This is a genomic window from Streptomyces albidus (ex Kaewkla and Franco 2022), assembly GCF_013870515.1.
GTDB lineage: Bacteria > Actinomycetota > Actinomycetes > Streptomycetales > Streptomycetaceae > Streptomyces > Streptomyces albidus.
In genome coordinates, this window is record NZ_JACBXA010000011.1 from 1 (window position 1) to 15,465 (window position 15,465).

Genomic DNA, 15,465 nt, shown 5'->3' on the forward strand with positions numbered 1-15,465 from the left:
GGCCGGACGGCAGCCCCGGAGAAACGGCCGCGCGGCCCGGCCTGGGCCCCGTTTCGAGGGCCGTTCCGCAGCGGGACTCCCCCAGCTGCACGGACAGGGCGACCAACGCCGCATAAGGGACACCTCCCTCACCCCCGGGCAACGCAAGAGCTCTCCCCAAAGCCATTCCATCGAGTGACCGGGCGGCGGAGCGGCTGACGCATGTCAGGGCCCCAACTAGGGTTCGGCGCAAGCCGCATGAAGCGTCCCCGAGTGGCCCTGCGCACGTTGCGCTGTCACCGCGCGGTGCCACAGTGGGGGAATCCGAAGGCCGTCGAGCACATCGTCCGGGGGTGAGCAGTTCGTGGTGGGCCAGCAGGCAGGCACGCGTTCGGCGCGTTCACACGCTCTCTCCGTGCTGCGCATCCGCGGCACGGCGCTCGCCGTAGCGCTGCTCCCGGCGGCTGCGGCGGTGATCCTTCTCGTGGGAGGAACGACCGGCCGGATCGGCGCCGGCTGGGACGGCGTCCGCTGGGTGGTGAGCGGCGTGGCGCTGCTTGCCCTGGCTGTCGCCGCGGGCGTGGCGTCCGTGATCATCAGGGCGGAGCCCGCCCTCACACCCACGGTCGCCCTGGACGAGAAGACCGCACCGGACCTCTACCACCTCGTACGGGACCTGGCCGAGCGCCTTGAGGTCCCCGTCCCCTCGGCCGTCGCCCTCACGCCGGACTGCGACAGCTGGCTGGAGGACCGCACCCACCCCTCGCACAGCGAGAACGGCGCCGCCGGAGAGCGGCGTGCCGGCCGGTCGCGGGCGGCCCCGGTCCTGGTCATCGGTTCACCGTTCCTGTGGTGGATGCGGGTGGCCGAGCTGCGTGCCCTGCTGGCCCCCGTCGTCGCCGGCACCGGGCCTTCGGCCCATCCGGACATAGCCGCGGCCCGCCGTTTCGTACGAGGGCTCGACGGCGCGGTCGCCGTGGCGGAGCGGGCAGGCAGGCATCCAGGTCTCCGGTTCGCGGGCGTGTGCGCCCGTCTGATGCTCCGTGCCTGTGCTCCGCACGCCGCCGAGATGGAGCGAGGCGTCGCCGCGGCGGCAGCGGCTCGTGCACAGACTGTGGATTACGCGCTGCGTACGAGCGCACAGGAGCAGGTCGGTCTCGCATACGCCGGCTGGGACAGGCTGCTCACCAGAGTCGCCCTGCCCGCGTGGCGCATCGGCCGGTGGCCGGCCCGGCTGGACGCGGGCGTCGTCTCGGCCCTCACCGAACTCTCCCGCCGCGACAGGCTCGCGGAGGGGTTCACCTCGCGCCTCGGCGAGCGCCCTGCCTGCGATCTGCTGGACGAGCCCGGCGCCGTCGACGAGGCGGTGTCCCTGCTGGCGGCCCGCCTCTTCCACGGCGGCCCGCCCGAGCCCGGCCCCGACTGGTCGCCTGTGGACTGGCAGGCGTATCCGGAGGAGGTCGTGGACCGCATATGGCGCAGCCGGGCGGCCCGTCTCTTCACTGAGTTCGACGCCCTGGACGTTCTGGAGCAGACCCTGCCCGAGGAGTCCGCTCGGGAGGACGCCGCACGCCCTGCGGGGGCAGGCGGCCTCCGTGTGCCGACGCTCGCACGCGTCGTGGAGCGGCTCTCCGCCGCAGGGCCACGCACGGACGCACCCGCGGACGCCCCGGCCGCCCGCATCGCCGCTGCCGTCGCCCGTGAGGAGGCCGCAGCGAGCACCGACGAGAGAGCGCTGGTGGCCCCCCTCATAGCGGGCGCGGGAGACGGCACGGGTATCGCACCCATGGGGCTCCCGCTCCAGGGGCCGCGCAGCGGCCGCGAGTTGATGGCCGACCACATCACCGCAGTGGTCTGCTGTGCCGCCGTGGACACCGCGGGTGCGGCACCCGGCCTGGACTGGCTCGACGGCCCGGTCCTCCTCGTCGCGGGGGAGCGCGCGCCGGACCTCACGGGCCCCGTGCTCGAACTCGTGGAGAACGCGGACCCGCAGCCGTTGCGTGACTGGCTCGCCGCCGTCGGCGTCCGCTCCGACAAACCTGTGCGTCTCGTCTGACCGTCCACCGAACACCCCTACGAGTGGAACGGCTCGGTATCGGCCAAATAAGCGACCAAGGGTGATGCCCCGCTCGCGTAATGTGATGGGCTGAAGCTGTCGGGGGCGGCGAAGAAGAGTTGGGCGGGTGAGACAGGTGGGGACGGAAGAGATGCGGCGCTGGGAGTCGGGGGCACTCGCACACGCCGTCACCGACCCGTTCGGCCAAGGTCCGCTGCCCTGGCTGCGATTCGGCGAGCAGTATTTCGACAACGGCCGGATGGTCCCCTGGTACGTGGACCACACCGGCCTCGAAGGCGTGGTGGACGGAGACGTCCGCCGCACGGCCGGAGTCGGCCGCCCGCAGACCGCGGACGACGTGCACTGCCAGATCAAGGGCTTCGCGGGAAGCGACGGCGGTACGGCACCCGGTGAGTCCCTCGACTTCCGCATCACGGTCGACCCGCCCCAGTCCTTCAGCGTCGACGTCTACCGCATCGGTCACTACTCGGGCGACGGGGCCATGAAGGTCATCACCAGCCCGCGGCTGTCCGGGATCCGGCAGCCGGCGCCGCTCACCGCCGAGCGCACCGTCTCCTGCCACCACTGGTGGCTCTCCTGGCGCCTCCAGATCCCCGCCACCTGGTCCACCGGCGCCTACGTCGCCGTCCTGACCACCGCCGACGGCCGCCACCGCTCCCACATCCCCTTCACCGTCCGCGACCGCGATCCCGCCGACCTGCTCCTCGTGCTGCCAGACATCACCTGGCAGGCCTACAACCTCTTCCCCGAGGACGGCCGCGGCGGCGCCAGCCTCTACCACGCGTGGGACGAGGAGGGCCGGCTGCTGGGCGAGGAGGACGCCGCCGTCACGGTCTCCTTCGACCGTCCCTACGCGGGCGCCGGCCTCCCCCTGCACGTGGGCCACGCCTACGACTTCATCCGCTGGGCCGAACGCGTGGGCTACGACCTGGCCTACGCCGACGCGCGCGATCTGCACGCGGGCCGCGTCGACCCCTCGCTCTACCGCGGAGTGGTCTTCCCCGGTCACGACGAGTACTGGACCGTGCCCATGCGCCGTGCTGTCGAGCGGGCGCGCGACGGAGGCACGGCGCTGGTCTTCCTCTCGGCCAACACCATGTTCTGGCAGTCCCAGTTGGACCCGCTTCCCGGCGGCTCACCCGACCGTCTGCTGACCTGCCGCAAGCACCAGGGCCCGGGCAAGCCCGCCCAGTGGCGCACCCAGGGCGAGCCGGAACAGCACGTGCTGGGAATCCAGTACACGGGCCAGGTCCCTCGGCCGAACCCGCTCGTCGTACGCAACAGCGAACACTGGTTCTGGGATGCCACGGACGCGGGGGACGGCGACGAACTGCCGGGTCTCGTGGCCGGGGAGGCCGACCGCTACTTTCCCCGTACGAGCCTGCCGGACCACACCGAACGAGTGCTGCTCGCCCACTCCCCGTACCGCGATGCACGTGGAGCGCGCCGCCATCAGGAGACGTCGCTCTACCGTGCCCCGTCGGGCGCCCTGGTCTTCTCCTCGGGCACGTTCGCCTGGTCGCCGTCCCTGGACCGTCCCGGTCACGTCGACTCGCGTGTCCAGCGGGCGACGTCCAACCTGCTGGATCGCGTCTGCAAAGGTGCCTGACCCGGCCTGACTTCGTCGTCCGGCGCCTCGTCCGGCGCCTCGGCCGGCGGCTGCACGGGCCGAAGGCTCAGCGCCCGGCCGGTGCCGTCCCGACTCCGGCGTGGACAGGGCCGAGGTGCATGCCCTCGCGGGTGTGCGAGGACCCGTGCGGGACAATCGGAACCTGAAGTCTTTTGAACTCTTCAGCCCGACCCGCCGGTGCGGCCGTCGCCGCCCCCGGCATCGATGTGACCCGGAGGACCAGTGTCCGGATTCGTGGAGAAGCCCGACCCCGTGCAGGTGCCGGGCCTGCTGCACCTGCACACCGGCAAGGTGCGCGACCTGTACCGGAACGAGGCGGGGGACCTCGTCATGGTGGCCAGCGACCGCGTCTCGGCGTTCGACTGGGTGCTGCCCACCGAGATCCCCGACAAGGGCAGGATCCTCACGCAGCTCTCCATCTGGTGGTTCGAGCAGCTCGCCGATCTCGTGCCGAACCACGTCATCGGCACCGACGTGCCCGCGGGCGCACCGGCTGACTGGGAAGGGCGCACGATGGTGTGCCGTTCGCTGCGGATGATCCCGGTCGAGTGCGTGGCACGCGGATACCTGACGGGCTCGGGCCTGGCGGAGTACCACAAGACCCGTACGGTCTGCGGCCTCGCCCTGCCCGAAGGCCTCACCGACGGCTCGGAGTTGCCCGGCCCGATCTTCACGCCGGCCACGAAGGCCGCCGTCGGCGATCACGACGAGAACGTGAGCTACGAGGAGGTCGCCCGCGAGGTGGGCGCGGAGACGGCGACGCAGCTTCGCCAGCTCACGCTCGCCGTCTACCAGCGCGCCCGTGACATCGCCCTCGACCGCGGAATCATCCTCGCCGACACGAAGTTCGAGTTCGGGTACGGAGCGAACGACGGCGAGGACGGCATCGGCATCGCGGCCGAGACCGATGTCGGACTGGTCCTGGGGGACGAGGTGTTGACCCCGGACTCCTCCCGTTTCTGGCCCGCCGACCAGTGGAAGCCGGGACAGGCCCAGCCCTCCTTCGACAAGCAGTTCGTGCGCGACTGGCTGGCCGGCCGGGAGGCCGGCTGGGACCGTACAGGCGAGACGCCGCCGCCCCCGCTGCCGGAGAAGATCGTGGACCAGACCCGCGCCAAGTACGTGGAGGCGTACAGGCTGCTCACCGGACTTGAGTGGTCCTGAGCCCGGGTCGGCCCAGCAGCCCGCAACGACGAGAAGGGTCCCGGCCGCACGGCCGGGACCCTTCTTCGTGTGCTGCGGAGCGGACGACGAGGTTCGAACTCGCGACCTCAACCTTGGCAAGGTTGCGCTCTACCAGCTGAGCTACGTCCGCAGACGCCGATGCCCGTATGACTCCACCGGATCGACTGCCCCCACTATAAACCAAACGCACGCGGGCTTTTCCGGAGCTGAATCCTCCGCGGAGGAAGGTGCATACGGGGGCAGAAGCTCACCACATGGCAGCCGCACGCGAATTGTTCATGGTCTACGGGGTGTTGGATGCCTTCGTTTTTCTTATGCTCGAACTCCTGTTGAGGCTCGAGCTACCTAAGTTCTGACGACCACCATGCCCGAGCCGGCAGGCGACCGAAGTGGGGGAGATCAGCTTGGGTACGAACGAGATGTCGTATCTCGGTCTCACCGAGGAGCAGGAGCAGATCTACCGTCTGTGCCTCCGTGAGCCCGGTATCGGCCTCGACGGCCTCATCGACCAACTCCGTCTGCCCCCGAACACCGCCCGCAGAGAGCTGCGCCGGCTCCGCGAACTGGGGCTCCTGCGCAGCGGGGGCACTTCACATGCGCGTGGGGCAGTGGGGGATGACGGGCTTGCCGCCGCCGACCCGGACGTGGCCGTGGCCAGACTGCTGGACCTGCGTCTGCACGAGCTGCACGAGAAGCTCCAACGGGTCACCCAGCTCCAGCCGTTGGTGGCCTCTCTGCGTGCGGAGCGCGGCGAACACCGCGCACCCGCCGTGGTCGGCATCGAGCAGGTCACCGATCTGCCCAAGATCCGCGACCGCATCGACGACCTGGCCTTCTTCGCGCGCGAAGAGGTCGCGATGGTGGAGCCCGGAACCGCGATGCGGCAGGAGGAGATCGAACAGGCGCGCCCGCGCGTGCTCCGCTGCCTGCGCAGAGGGCTGTCGGTTCGGACGGTGCTGGTGCGCAAGGTCCTGGACCACCAGCCGACCGTGGCGTATCTGAGAGAGCTGGAGTCTCATGGTGCGCGCGTACGGCTGATCGGCCATACCGCGGCCAAGATCCAGATGTACGACCGCCGTACCGCCGTGGTCCCCGTGCATCCGGAGGACAACTCGAGAGGAGCGCTGTTCGCGCAGGAGAGCGGGCTGGTCTCCAACATCCTCGCCCTGTTCGAGTCGATCTGGGCCGAGTCGGACGAGTTGGCCTCACTGCTCGGGGAGCGCAGGGCGGAGGAGGAGGGACCGTCGGAGCTGGAGCGGCAGGTGCTGAAGGCGATGTGCTCCGGGGGCAAGGACGAGGCCGGGGCACGTGACCTCGGCGTCTCCGTTCGCACGTACCGGCGCTACATCGCCGACCTCATGCAGCTGCTCGGCGCCGGCAACCGACCGCAGGCGGCGCTGCTGGCGCGCGAGCGCGGCTGGATCTGACGCGGAAAGTTCCATGGGGTTCGCGGGCCGGTGCACGCACCGGCCCGCGGTCATGAGCGTGCGGAGTGGTGCGTGCAGCGGCCCGCAGTCACGATCCGGTGCACGCACCGGCCCGCGGTCATGAGCGTGTGGAGTGGTGCGTGCAGCGGCCCGCAGTCACGATCCGGTGCACGCACCGGCCCGCGGTCATGAGCGTGTGGAGCCGGCCCCCGCTGCCGAGCCCGCCGCATGTCCCGCCGGGCTGAGCGAAGGTGCCTCGCGCACCCCGAACCGGTGCCGCAGCGCGGAGAGCGCCGCGAGGTGACCGGACATGCCGTGCACGCCCGGTCCCGGAGGCGTCGAGGCCGAGCACAGGAAAACCCCGGGCAGCGGAGTGCGGTGGGGATCGAATCGCGGCACGGGCCGGGCCAGCGACTGGTACAGCGTCATCGCGCCGGCGCCGATGTCTCCGCCCACGTAGTTGGGGTTGTAGCTCTCGTAGTCGCCGGCGGGGATTCCCCGGGCGGCGACGACGGTGTCGCCGAAGCCCGGTGCGTACCGCTCGATCCGGGAGCGTACGAGGGCCACGGGGTCCCGCGTATCGCCGTTGGGCACGTGTGCGTACGCCCAGACCGGCCGCTTGCCCGCCCGCGCGCGTCCGGGGTCGGTGGCCGCGGGATCGACGAGCAGCACGAAGGGTTCGTCCGTGGCCTGGCCTCGGACGGTCAGCCCCTCCTGGCGGGCGATCGCGGCGTGGCTGCCTCCCAGGTGGACGGTGCCCGCTCGTCCGACCTCCGGATTGGTCCAGGGGATGGGCTCCGAGACCAGGAAGTCGGCCTTGGCGGCACCGGGTCCGTAGTGGAAACGCCTCAACTGCCGGGCGTAGCCCGAGGGGAGCCGCTCCTCCCCCGCGAGTTCCAGCAGCTGCGTGGGCGTGGTGTCGAGCAGAACGGCCCGTACGTCGCCGAGTTGGCGAAGGTCGGTGATGCGGCTGGAGGTGTGGAACGTGCCGCCGTGGGCGCGGATGTCCTCCGCCATCACCTCGGCGATCCGCTCGCTGCCGCCCCGCGGCAGCGGCCAGCCGGTGCCGTGCGCGAGGTGCCCCAGCAGCATCGCCACGGCCCCGGAGGCGAGAGTGGGCAGCTTCCCGACGGCGTGCGCCGCGACACCGGTGAGCAGCGCCGGAGCGACGTCACCGCGGAACCCGCCGAGCATGCGGCTCAGGGGCGAGCCGGGCCGTGCGCCGAGGCGCGTGCCGTGCGCGGGCAGTCTGCTCGCGAGCAGCAGCGGCGCGACCAGGTCGTGCGGCACGGAGCGCTGGCCGCTCATGAAGAACTCGACCAGGCCGGTGCTGTGTTCGAGCAGCGGGCTCATCAGACGGCGCCAGCGAGCGCCGTCCGGGCCCAGCGCCTCGCAGGTGGTCTCCAGGTCCGGGTAGGCGAGCCCGGCTCGTCCGTCGTCCAGCGGGTGGGCGTAACTCACCTGCGGGCCGAGCAGTTCGATGCCCCGCTCGACGAGCGAGAACTCGCGGAAGAACGGTGAGGCGGCGGCCATCGGGTGGACGGCCGAGCAGACGTCGTGCCTGATGTCGCTGTCGAAGTAGGCCTCACCGCGAAGGCCGCCGCCGATGGTGGCGGCGGCCTCGTGGAGCTCCACGCGCAGGCCTGCACGGGCCAGGGTGATCCCGGCCGCCAGCCCGTTGGGGCCGGTGCCGACGATCGCGACGTCGGCCTGGCGGGCCTCGCCCCCCGGATGCTTCCCCGGGGCGGCGCTGCCGGCGTCCTGCGTCACAGGGTCTCCCCGACGGGGACGGGGGAGGTCTCCTTCACCAGGTCACCCACCGAAGTGGCTGCCTGGAGCTGGGAGTTCGCGAGCCGGTGGTACAACGTGTCCCGCTTCATCAGTTCCTCGTGCTTGCCGGAGGCCCGTACCGCGCCGTCGCTCATCACGACGATCTTGTCGGCGTCGATCACGGTGGAGATGCGGTGCGCGATCGCGATCACCGCGCAGCGCTCGGAGACCTTGCGCAGCGTCTCGCGGAACTCGCGTTCCGAGTCGGAGTCCAGGTGCGAGGTGGCCTCGTCCAGAAGCAGCACCGCCGGCTTCTGGAGCAGCGCGCGTGCGATGCACAGCCGCTGGCGCTGGCCGCCGGAGAGTCCGCTTCCCTGGTCGCCCAGTTCGGTCTCCAGACCGTTCGGCATGCCGTCGATCACCTTGGTGAGGCCGGCCAGCTCGATCACTTCACGGATGTCCTGCTCGCTCGCGTCCGGCTGTGCGTAGACCACGTTGTCCCGTACGGTGCCGCGCATCGCCGCAGTGTCCTGCTGTACGTAGCCGACGAGTCCGCGCAGCGTGTTCAGCGGCATCGACTCGATGTCCTTGCCGCCGACCATGATGCTGCCGGAGTCCAGCGCCCAGAAGCGTTCGATGAGTTGGAAGAGCGTGGTCTTTCCCGCGCCGGACGGGCCGACGATCGCCGTCATGCCGCGCGGAGCCACGGTGAAGGAGACGTCGGAGAGCGTCTCCACCGCCGACTCGTCGTCCTTCCCGTACTTGAAGTGCACGGAGCGGAACTCGACACCGTCCCTGTCCTTGGAGAGCGCCGAGACCGGAGAGGACTTGGCCGCCGGACGGGACCGCTGCCGCATCCGGTCCAGCACGCCGCCCTCCTGGGGGAGAACCGTGAGTTCGTCCACCCTGCGGATGGCGGCACGGCCCTGCTGGAACTGGCCGATGGCCAGGAAGAAGAGCACCAGGGGCGAGACCATGTAGAAGAGATACATCACGAACGCGGTCAGGTCGGCCATGGACATGGTCCCGCGCGTCACGCGTGTCATGCCGACCCCGACGACGACCGCCAGGGCGGCCTGCGTGCCGACATTCATGGCGGGCATGAACAGCGAATTGAGGCCGTTGACCCGGACTCCGGAGTTGCGTGCCCGCCAGGCGAGCAGGCCTATGCGCTGCGTCTCGCGGTCCTCCGCGCGGGACGCCTTCACCGTGGGCAGGGCGGACAGCGCACGCTGCACGTCCGAGCCGTAGGCGCTGGTGTCCTCGCGGTTGACGATCGCGGCGCGGCGCACGCCTCGCGCCAGCACCAGGGAGACGGCGCTGGCGATGCCGAGGCAGGCCAGGGTGATGAGCATCATCCAGACGTCGATGAGGAACATCACGACGACGCCGCCGACCACCGTGAAGCCGTTGATGATCAGCTGCGCCAGGCTCTGCGAGAGCGCGATCTTCGCCAGCGAGGTGTCGGCGACCGTACGTGTGAGGACGTCGCCCTGCTGCTGCTTGCTGTAGGCGGCCAGGTCGACGCGCAGCAGCCGCCGTGTCAGCAGCATCCGCACGTCGTAGACGATGTTCTCGCCGGCCCGCCCGATCAGGTACGACTGCAGGGCGGAGAATCCGCCGTCGACGCAGAAGAGGGCGACGAGAATGAGGATCGCCGTGGTCAGCGGCTCCTTCTGGCCCGCCTGCGTGATCAGTTCACCGATCGCGTACGGCTGCGCCAGCTGAGCGGTCACGCCGATCAGGCCGACGATGACGCCGGCGACCAGGAGCCCCCGGTGGCGCCGTGCGAGATACCACACGGCGGCTGGGCCGGTTCCGCCTCCGCGCCTGCGCGCGTGGGCGGGCCCGACGTTCTCCTCCGGACCCTCCACATGAAGGGTTCTGGAGCTCGCCTTCGCCTCCAGGGTGCTCATGGCTTGGTCACCTCACTTGCGGGTGTAGGTGCTGACGAACATGGGTGAGTCCTCGGCCCAAGGCGTCTCCTTCCAGTCCGCCCAGCGATCGACTGCCTGCAGACCGGCGGCTGACGCGTACTCGTCCACCTCCTCCGGGGTGGTGAGCCGGGCCAGTTCGGAACCTACCGAGGACTTGCCGTCTTCGAACCAGATGTGCGAAGCGTGCCAAAGACGGCGGTCCTCGAAGACCGTCGAGTACGTCAGCAGTCCGGTGTTGGGCTCCGGATAGGGGATGAAGTAGGAGGTGCGCTGCTGTCCTTCGTGCAGCACCTTCAGCCCGCTGGGGTTGGAGGTCTCCACCACGAGCGTCCCGCCGGGGGCGAGGCGTTCGGCGGCGTGCTGGATCGTGGCGCGCTGCTCGTCGGCGTCGAGGATCATGGAGAGCGTCGCGCAGATGCAGAAGACGAGGCCGTACTGCGCGTCGTCGGTGTACTTGCGTATGTCGCCGTGCACCGCTTCGACATCCGCGTCCGCGTCCTTGGCCTTCGTACGCAGCTGGTCCAGCATCTCCGGCGAGGAGTCGACACCCCTGACGGGGAAGGCCCGTTGAGCCAGGGGTATCGCCACGCGGCCGGTCCCGACGCCGAGTTCCAGAGCGCGCTCACCGGGCTGCGGGTGCAGGGAGGCGAGCTTCTCCACCGTCGGCTCGGTGTAGCCACCGCTGGGGAAGATCCGGTCGTAGAAGTCTCCGAACTGCCGCCCGTAGCCTATGTCGTCCACGGAGCTCATCAGGGGGCCTCCTCTCGTCGGTGTCGGCGGGCTTACTTCTTCTTGGCGATGTTCAGCGCGATGTAGCCGGCGATGGCGATGCCGATGAGAGCGATGACGATTGAAGCGGTGGACATGTGAACCCCTTTCGGGAATCCGGTGATGGTTCACCCGTCCCCGTGAACGCGGGGACGGACGTTCTGTGCTGTCACGCGGGCTGTACGGGCATCTCCTCACGGGAGTCGTCCCGTATGTGCGAGTCGTAGGAGGGCCGGGAACCCTCGGCGCCGCCGGAGTTCGCGGAATCGCCGGGCCCCGCCATCGAGGTGTAGGGAGAGACGAAGATGACCTCCGGCTCACTCTCCTCGAAACCGGTCGCCCTCACGAGGGTGAACTGGAATCCCTTCACGTTCTCCGCCGCGCCGTCATCGCGGATGCGGTCGCGGAGGAACGCGCACAGCATCCGGTAGGACGGCATCTTCTTCAACGAGCTGAAGCCCTTGTCCAGCTGGGTGATCAGCTCGGTGACGATGTCGAAGATGGCCTTCTCCGGACGGCGTCCCGGGAACCAGAAGATCTGAGGCAGCTTACGGCCGACGATGACCTCGACCATCTTCCAGGGAGAGGTCTCCCCTTCCTGGTTCAGCGTCCGGTAGAGGATGTGGTAGTCGTGCTGCGCCGGAGTGGGCGCGAAGAAACGCCAGTTGGGGAAGAGGGCGGAGAAGATGTCGACCTTCTGCGCCTTGTTGAACAGCGGGTTCGGGTGCTGCGCCGACAGTGTGCCGAGCAGCACGGCGGCTGCGGCGGCCCGCGTCAGGCCGCCCGGCCCGGTGAAGGCGCTGGAGAGTGCCGAGCGCGTTCCTTTGGCCGTACGGGCCAGGGTGCCGGCCAACGAGGCCGGAGTCTGAGTGCTGGTCATCGTGCCTCCTTGGACTGGTTCCCCTTCGACCGGCCTTCACCGCCGCGTCGTCCCGCCGATTTCGCCGCCGCCCCGTCCTGCCCCTCGACCTCGTCGAGGAATTCGAGGATCCGGCGCCCCACGTCGGTGCCGATCCGGGCGTCGGTGAGCATGGAGTCGTGGTCGGCGCGCTCGATGACCGAGGTGCGGGCCACCCGGCCGTCGCCGCGGTGGGCGGCGGCCAGTTCGTTGTGCATCAGCAGCTGCTCGGGGTCGCGGTCCACGGTCCGCTGTGCCGAGAGCACCAGGGCGTGGGCCTCGACGGCCGGGAGTTCACCGCTGAAGCCGTTGAAGTCGACCTCGGTGGCGTCCCATTCCCTCATCCCCGCCTTCCACAGCCTGCTGTCCGCGTACTGCGCGAAGGCGCGGCTGCGGACCTCGGCCGGCAGGTTGTGCACCCAGCGCGGCCGTACGAGCGTCGCTCCCAGGCCCGCCTGCAGGCTCCGGGTGAACATGTTCAGCCCGTCCTTGAGGCGGTCCGACGCGTCCTTCTGCTGCTTGGAGCGGGTCAGCTCCTCGGGGTGCGAGCTGTCCAGGTAGATCACGCCGCTGACCCTCGAGCCGAGCTCCACGGCGGCGCGGCGGGCGAACTCACCGCCGAGCGAATGGCCGGCGAGGTAGACCTTCCGGCCCTCGGCCACGGATCCCCTCACCAGGTCCACCAGGTCGTCCACCGACTCCTGGAGGACGTACGGGGAGGTGGCGTGGCGCTTGCTGGGACCGTAACCGGCGCGGCTGTAGGTGATGATTCCGTAGTCGCTCTCCTCGACCAGCTTGTCGGTGATCCAGCCGAAGTGCTCCGCCGTGGAGACCATGCCCGTTCCGAAGACCAGGACCGGAGAGTCCTCGTTCTCGGAGATGCGCTCGTTGTAGTGCAGTTCGTTTCCGTGCCGGGTGGTCAGCACGCGGCCGTGCGGCCACGGGTCCGTCGCCCTCATGCGGCGCATCGCGGCGAGGAATCCGGCGACCGTGACGCCGATGGCCGCCATGGACGCGGCGGCGGTCAGCGCCCGGTCGTCCCTGCCGGCGACGGCGGGGTGGTCCTTGGGGGCACTGGTGTAGGCGACCATCGGGTGCATCGCCTCGAACGCGGTGACGAACCGGCCCAGTCCCATGAAGTAGCCGTTGGCCACGTGGAATGCCGCCGCGCTTGCCATGACCGGGCGGGCGAGTGCGCCGCCCTTCAGGTACGCGATGGGGAAGAGGCATTCCAGGGCCAGGACGCCGTGCGCCAGGTAGCGGGCCGGCACCGGGTACCGGCGCGTGAGGTTCCACATGCCTTCGTGCCCGTAAGTACGGGTGCGCATGATGCCGTTGAGCGCGGAACCGTCCCGCCAGGGCTGCCCGAGGAGCTTCACCCAGCCGGAGACGAGGTAGGAGAGGTTCGCCTGCAGGGCCACGTACCACAGCAGCGCGTCCTGGACTGCGGGCTGCGTGGAGAGCCGGGCCGCTCCCGCGGCCGTCTGCACGAACGAGGACACCTGGTCGGAACCGTCGGTGCCGTAGCGGTGGCGCGGGTAGAGCACGGCGTTGCTCAGCCCGAGGAACATGTTGGCCGCGCCTCGCCAGCGGGCGTTGCCGGGCGCCAGCAGAGCCGCGCCCGCAGCGATCCGGGCTATGTGCAGCGCCTGCGTCGTCCTGGGGTGGCCGACGGCATCGAGGATGCGCCGGGTGGGACGGGTGGAGGAGGCGTGCATCCCCCGCGCGATGGTCCAGTCGTTGAGCCCGCCGCGGCGGATCTGCCGCTGGTGGGTGATGTATTCGAGGCTGGACGTGAGCGATGTGACTGCCGTCAACCGCTCGGAAATGGCGAGCGTTCGGTCACGGGAAATCGGTACCGGCCCGAGAAAAGTCGAGGTCAGCTTTTTGGCAAGCGATTTCACGTCGGTCTCCTCGGTGCCGGTGTCCCGGGTGACGGGGCGTCGGGAAATTGGTGGGGGGATTTTGGCAAGAGGCGTGGTGCGTCAAAACCGTGGTCAGCGGTGGAGCAGAAAGTAAAAAAGGAGGTGAACAATCACTCGGTGAAGATGATGGGACCCGGTCGGCCGGTGAATTCACCGACCGACCGGGAGGAGCCCCCATTTCACGTTGCCCCGCAGAAGGGGGTACTACGAGGTTCCGTGACTACGGGTGAAGGAGCCGGGACTCAGCCCTGGCCCGCCTCGAAGGCCGCAACCGTCGCCGAAGCGATGGCGACGCCGCCCAGGAAGGCACCCGGGGTGGCCATCACGGGGGTGTAGTCCGTGAAGATGGCACCGTCGGCGTCGACGGACGCCAGCTCTGCGCACTCGTTGATGTGCGAAGTGATGTCGTTCATGCGCACACTCCTGTTCTGGATTTGTTCCTCAACGGGGATTCCGGCCGGACCTGGAAGTCGGACCGGTTTCAGGGCCGAGTGGTCAGCCGACGGCCTTGCCGGCGGCGTAGGCGCCGGTCACGACGGCCGCGCCGCCGACGAAGGCACCCGCGAGGGCGGGGGTGGCGAGGACCGGAGTGGCCTCTTCCGCGATCTCACCGACGTGGCCCTCGTGGAGCTCGTCCTGAATACGAAGGTTCAGCTTCTCTTCCAGCATGGGATTCCTCCTGCTGATCGTGAGACATGGCTGGCTGTTGCTCGCGAAAGTGGTCTAAGGCAGGAACCCCGGAGTGGTCACCGAGCGCGGGTCCCCCGTCGGTTGAGCTTTCGGTCGTCACCGTAAACTGCAGCGAAGCGGGTCTCTATGCGCACGCTTACCTCTCGGTGAATGCCTAGGTTCGCTTCCGCAGAGATGAAGATGCCAGCATCGGGTGTGACGCAGAAGGGGAATCCGTGACAGTTTGTTGCAACGCGAAGCGACAGCTTTATGCCACGAAAGAGAAAGGCCTGGACCAGTATGGTCCGAGCGGTGCGCCGTTTCCGGTTCACTGGGCGCTAAGCTCAAGTAAACCTCAATCTTTGGGAATTGGCACGGGGGGCGGCAAGGGATAATCAAAGATAGCGAGGGATATCCTTGTCCGTAATACTTGGGCCGAGCTTCGCCCCTGCGGACGAATTCGTCCGACTTCGCCCCCGTCGAGGCGGGTGCGTGCGGTCGTGGACCGCAGTATCCCCCCGTGTCCTGCCGTATCCCGCCTCGTGCCGTCAGAGCCAGCCGCGCTCCCGCGCGATGCGCGCGGCAGCGTGCCTGTTCTCTGCGCCCAGCTTCGCCGTGGCAGCCGAGAGGTAGTTGCGCACCGTCCCGGACGTCAGCGACGCCCGCTCGGCGATCTCCGCCACCGGAGCACCGTCCGCGGCCAGGTCCAATAGTTCCGCTTCGCGAGCCGTGAGCGGCGAGTCGCCGGCGCTGATCGCGTCGGCCGCCAACTCCGGGTCCACGTACCGGACTCCGTCGTGCACCGCGCGGATGATCTCCGCGAGCTGCTGCGCCGACGCCGTCTTCGGAACGAAACCGCGCACCCCGGCCGCGAGCGCCCGCTTGAGGTGACCCGGCCGGGCGTGGCTCGTCACGATCATGTTCCTGCACGCGGGCAGTGCGTCGCGCAGCTGGGTCGCGACCTTCACACCATCCGCGCCCGGCATCTGCAGATCGAGCACCGCCACATCCGGCTCGTGCGCGCGTGCCATCGCGACGGCCTCCGGGCCCGACGCCGCCTCGGCGACGATCGTGAGGTCCTCCTCCAGAGCGAGCAGCGCGGCGAGAGCACCGCGGATGAGATGCTCGTCGTCGGCGAGGAGCACGCGAATGAGGCGAGAGCCCTCGCCCCCGCCGCTCTCGTCACCCACGTCGGGCTGC

The 15,465-nt window shown here is 69.6% G+C and carries 12 protein-coding genes and 1 tRNA gene; 4 read left to right on the forward strand and 9 right to left on the reverse strand.

What is annotated here, in order from left to right; all coding sequences use genetic code 11:
• Positions 1-394 precede the first annotated feature (394 nt).
• The 3 genes from H5J26_RS03750 (at position 395) to H5J26_RS03760 (ending at position 4,850) form a co-directional block, all read left to right on the forward strand.
• A complete protein-coding gene (locus H5J26_RS03750) occupies positions 395-2,035 on the forward strand; it encodes a hypothetical protein (protein ID WP_309237763.1) in 1,641 nt (546 codons plus the stop codon).
• A gap of 136 nt (positions 2,036-2,171) precedes the next feature.
• Positions 2,172-3,665: a N,N-dimethylformamidase beta subunit family domain-containing protein gene (locus H5J26_RS03755; protein WP_181764230.1), complete on the forward strand. Its 1,494-nt coding sequence runs from the start codon at positions 2,172-2,174 to the stop codon at positions 3,663-3,665.
• A 243-nt stretch (positions 3,666-3,908) separates the two neighbouring features.
• Positions 3,909-4,850, forward strand: coding sequence for a phosphoribosylaminoimidazolesuccinocarboxamide synthase (locus tag H5J26_RS03760; RefSeq protein WP_181764231.1), 942 nt, complete (start codon positions 3,909-3,911; stop codon positions 4,848-4,850).
• 78 nt (positions 4,851-4,928) lie between these two features.
• On the opposite strand, the gene H5J26_RS03765 is transcribed toward H5J26_RS03760, so the two are convergent.
• A tRNA-Gly gene (locus tag H5J26_RS03765) sits at positions 4,929-5,001 on the reverse strand.
• 274 nt (positions 5,002-5,275) lie between these two features.
• On the opposite strand from H5J26_RS03765, the gene H5J26_RS03770 reads away from it, so the two are divergent.
• Entirely contained in the window at positions 5,276-6,298 is a 1,023-nt protein-coding gene (locus H5J26_RS03770; protein WP_181764232.1) for a helix-turn-helix transcriptional regulator, read from the forward strand.
• 186 nt (positions 6,299-6,484) lie between these two features.
• Here the strand turns inward: H5J26_RS03770 and H5J26_RS03775 are convergent, their stop codons facing one another.
• From H5J26_RS03775 to H5J26_RS03810, 8 genes are all read right to left on the reverse strand, one after another.
• Positions 6,485-8,068 carry a phytoene desaturase family protein gene (locus H5J26_RS03775; RefSeq protein WP_181764233.1) on the reverse strand — a complete coding sequence of 528 codons (1,584 nt, stop codon included), beginning with the start codon at positions 8,066-8,068 and terminating at the stop codon, positions 6,485-6,487.
• Positions 8,065-9,984 carry an ABC transporter ATP-binding protein gene (locus tag H5J26_RS03780; protein WP_181764234.1) on the reverse strand — a complete coding sequence of 640 codons (1,920 nt, stop codon included), beginning with the start codon at positions 9,982-9,984 and terminating at the stop codon, positions 8,065-8,067. Before H5J26_RS03780 ends, H5J26_RS03775 begins: the two co-directional genes overlap by 4 nt.
• Positions 9,985-9,996: 12 nt before the next feature.
• Positions 9,997-10,755 (reverse strand): class I SAM-dependent methyltransferase, encoded by a 759-nt coding sequence (locus H5J26_RS03785; RefSeq protein ID WP_181764235.1) that lies wholly within the window; start codon positions 10,753-10,755, stop codon positions 9,997-9,999.
• 187 nt (positions 10,756-10,942) lie between these two features.
• Entirely contained in the window at positions 10,943-11,653 is a 711-nt protein-coding gene (locus H5J26_RS03790; RefSeq protein ID WP_181764236.1) for a hypothetical protein, read from the reverse strand.
• Positions 11,650-13,488 (reverse strand): alpha/beta fold hydrolase, encoded by a 1,839-nt coding sequence (locus H5J26_RS03795; RefSeq protein WP_235980381.1) that lies wholly within the window; start codon positions 13,486-13,488, stop codon positions 11,650-11,652. The genes H5J26_RS03790 and H5J26_RS03795 overlap by 4 nt, the downstream gene beginning before the upstream one ends.
• A gap of 350 nt (positions 13,489-13,838) precedes the next feature.
• Complete coding sequence (locus tag H5J26_RS03800; protein ID WP_181764238.1) at positions 13,839-14,009, reverse strand: hypothetical protein; 171 nt, start codon at positions 14,007-14,009, stop codon at positions 13,839-13,841.
• Positions 14,010-14,091: 82 nt separating this feature from the next.
• Positions 14,092-14,265: a hypothetical protein gene (locus tag H5J26_RS03805; RefSeq protein WP_181764239.1), complete on the reverse strand. Its 174-nt coding sequence runs from the start codon at positions 14,263-14,265 to the stop codon at positions 14,092-14,094.
• A gap of 548 nt (positions 14,266-14,813) precedes the next feature.
• A complete protein-coding gene (locus tag H5J26_RS03810; protein WP_181764267.1) occupies positions 14,814-15,455 on the reverse strand; it encodes a response regulator transcription factor in 642 nt (213 codons plus the stop codon).
• Positions 15,456-15,465 lie beyond the last annotated feature (10 nt).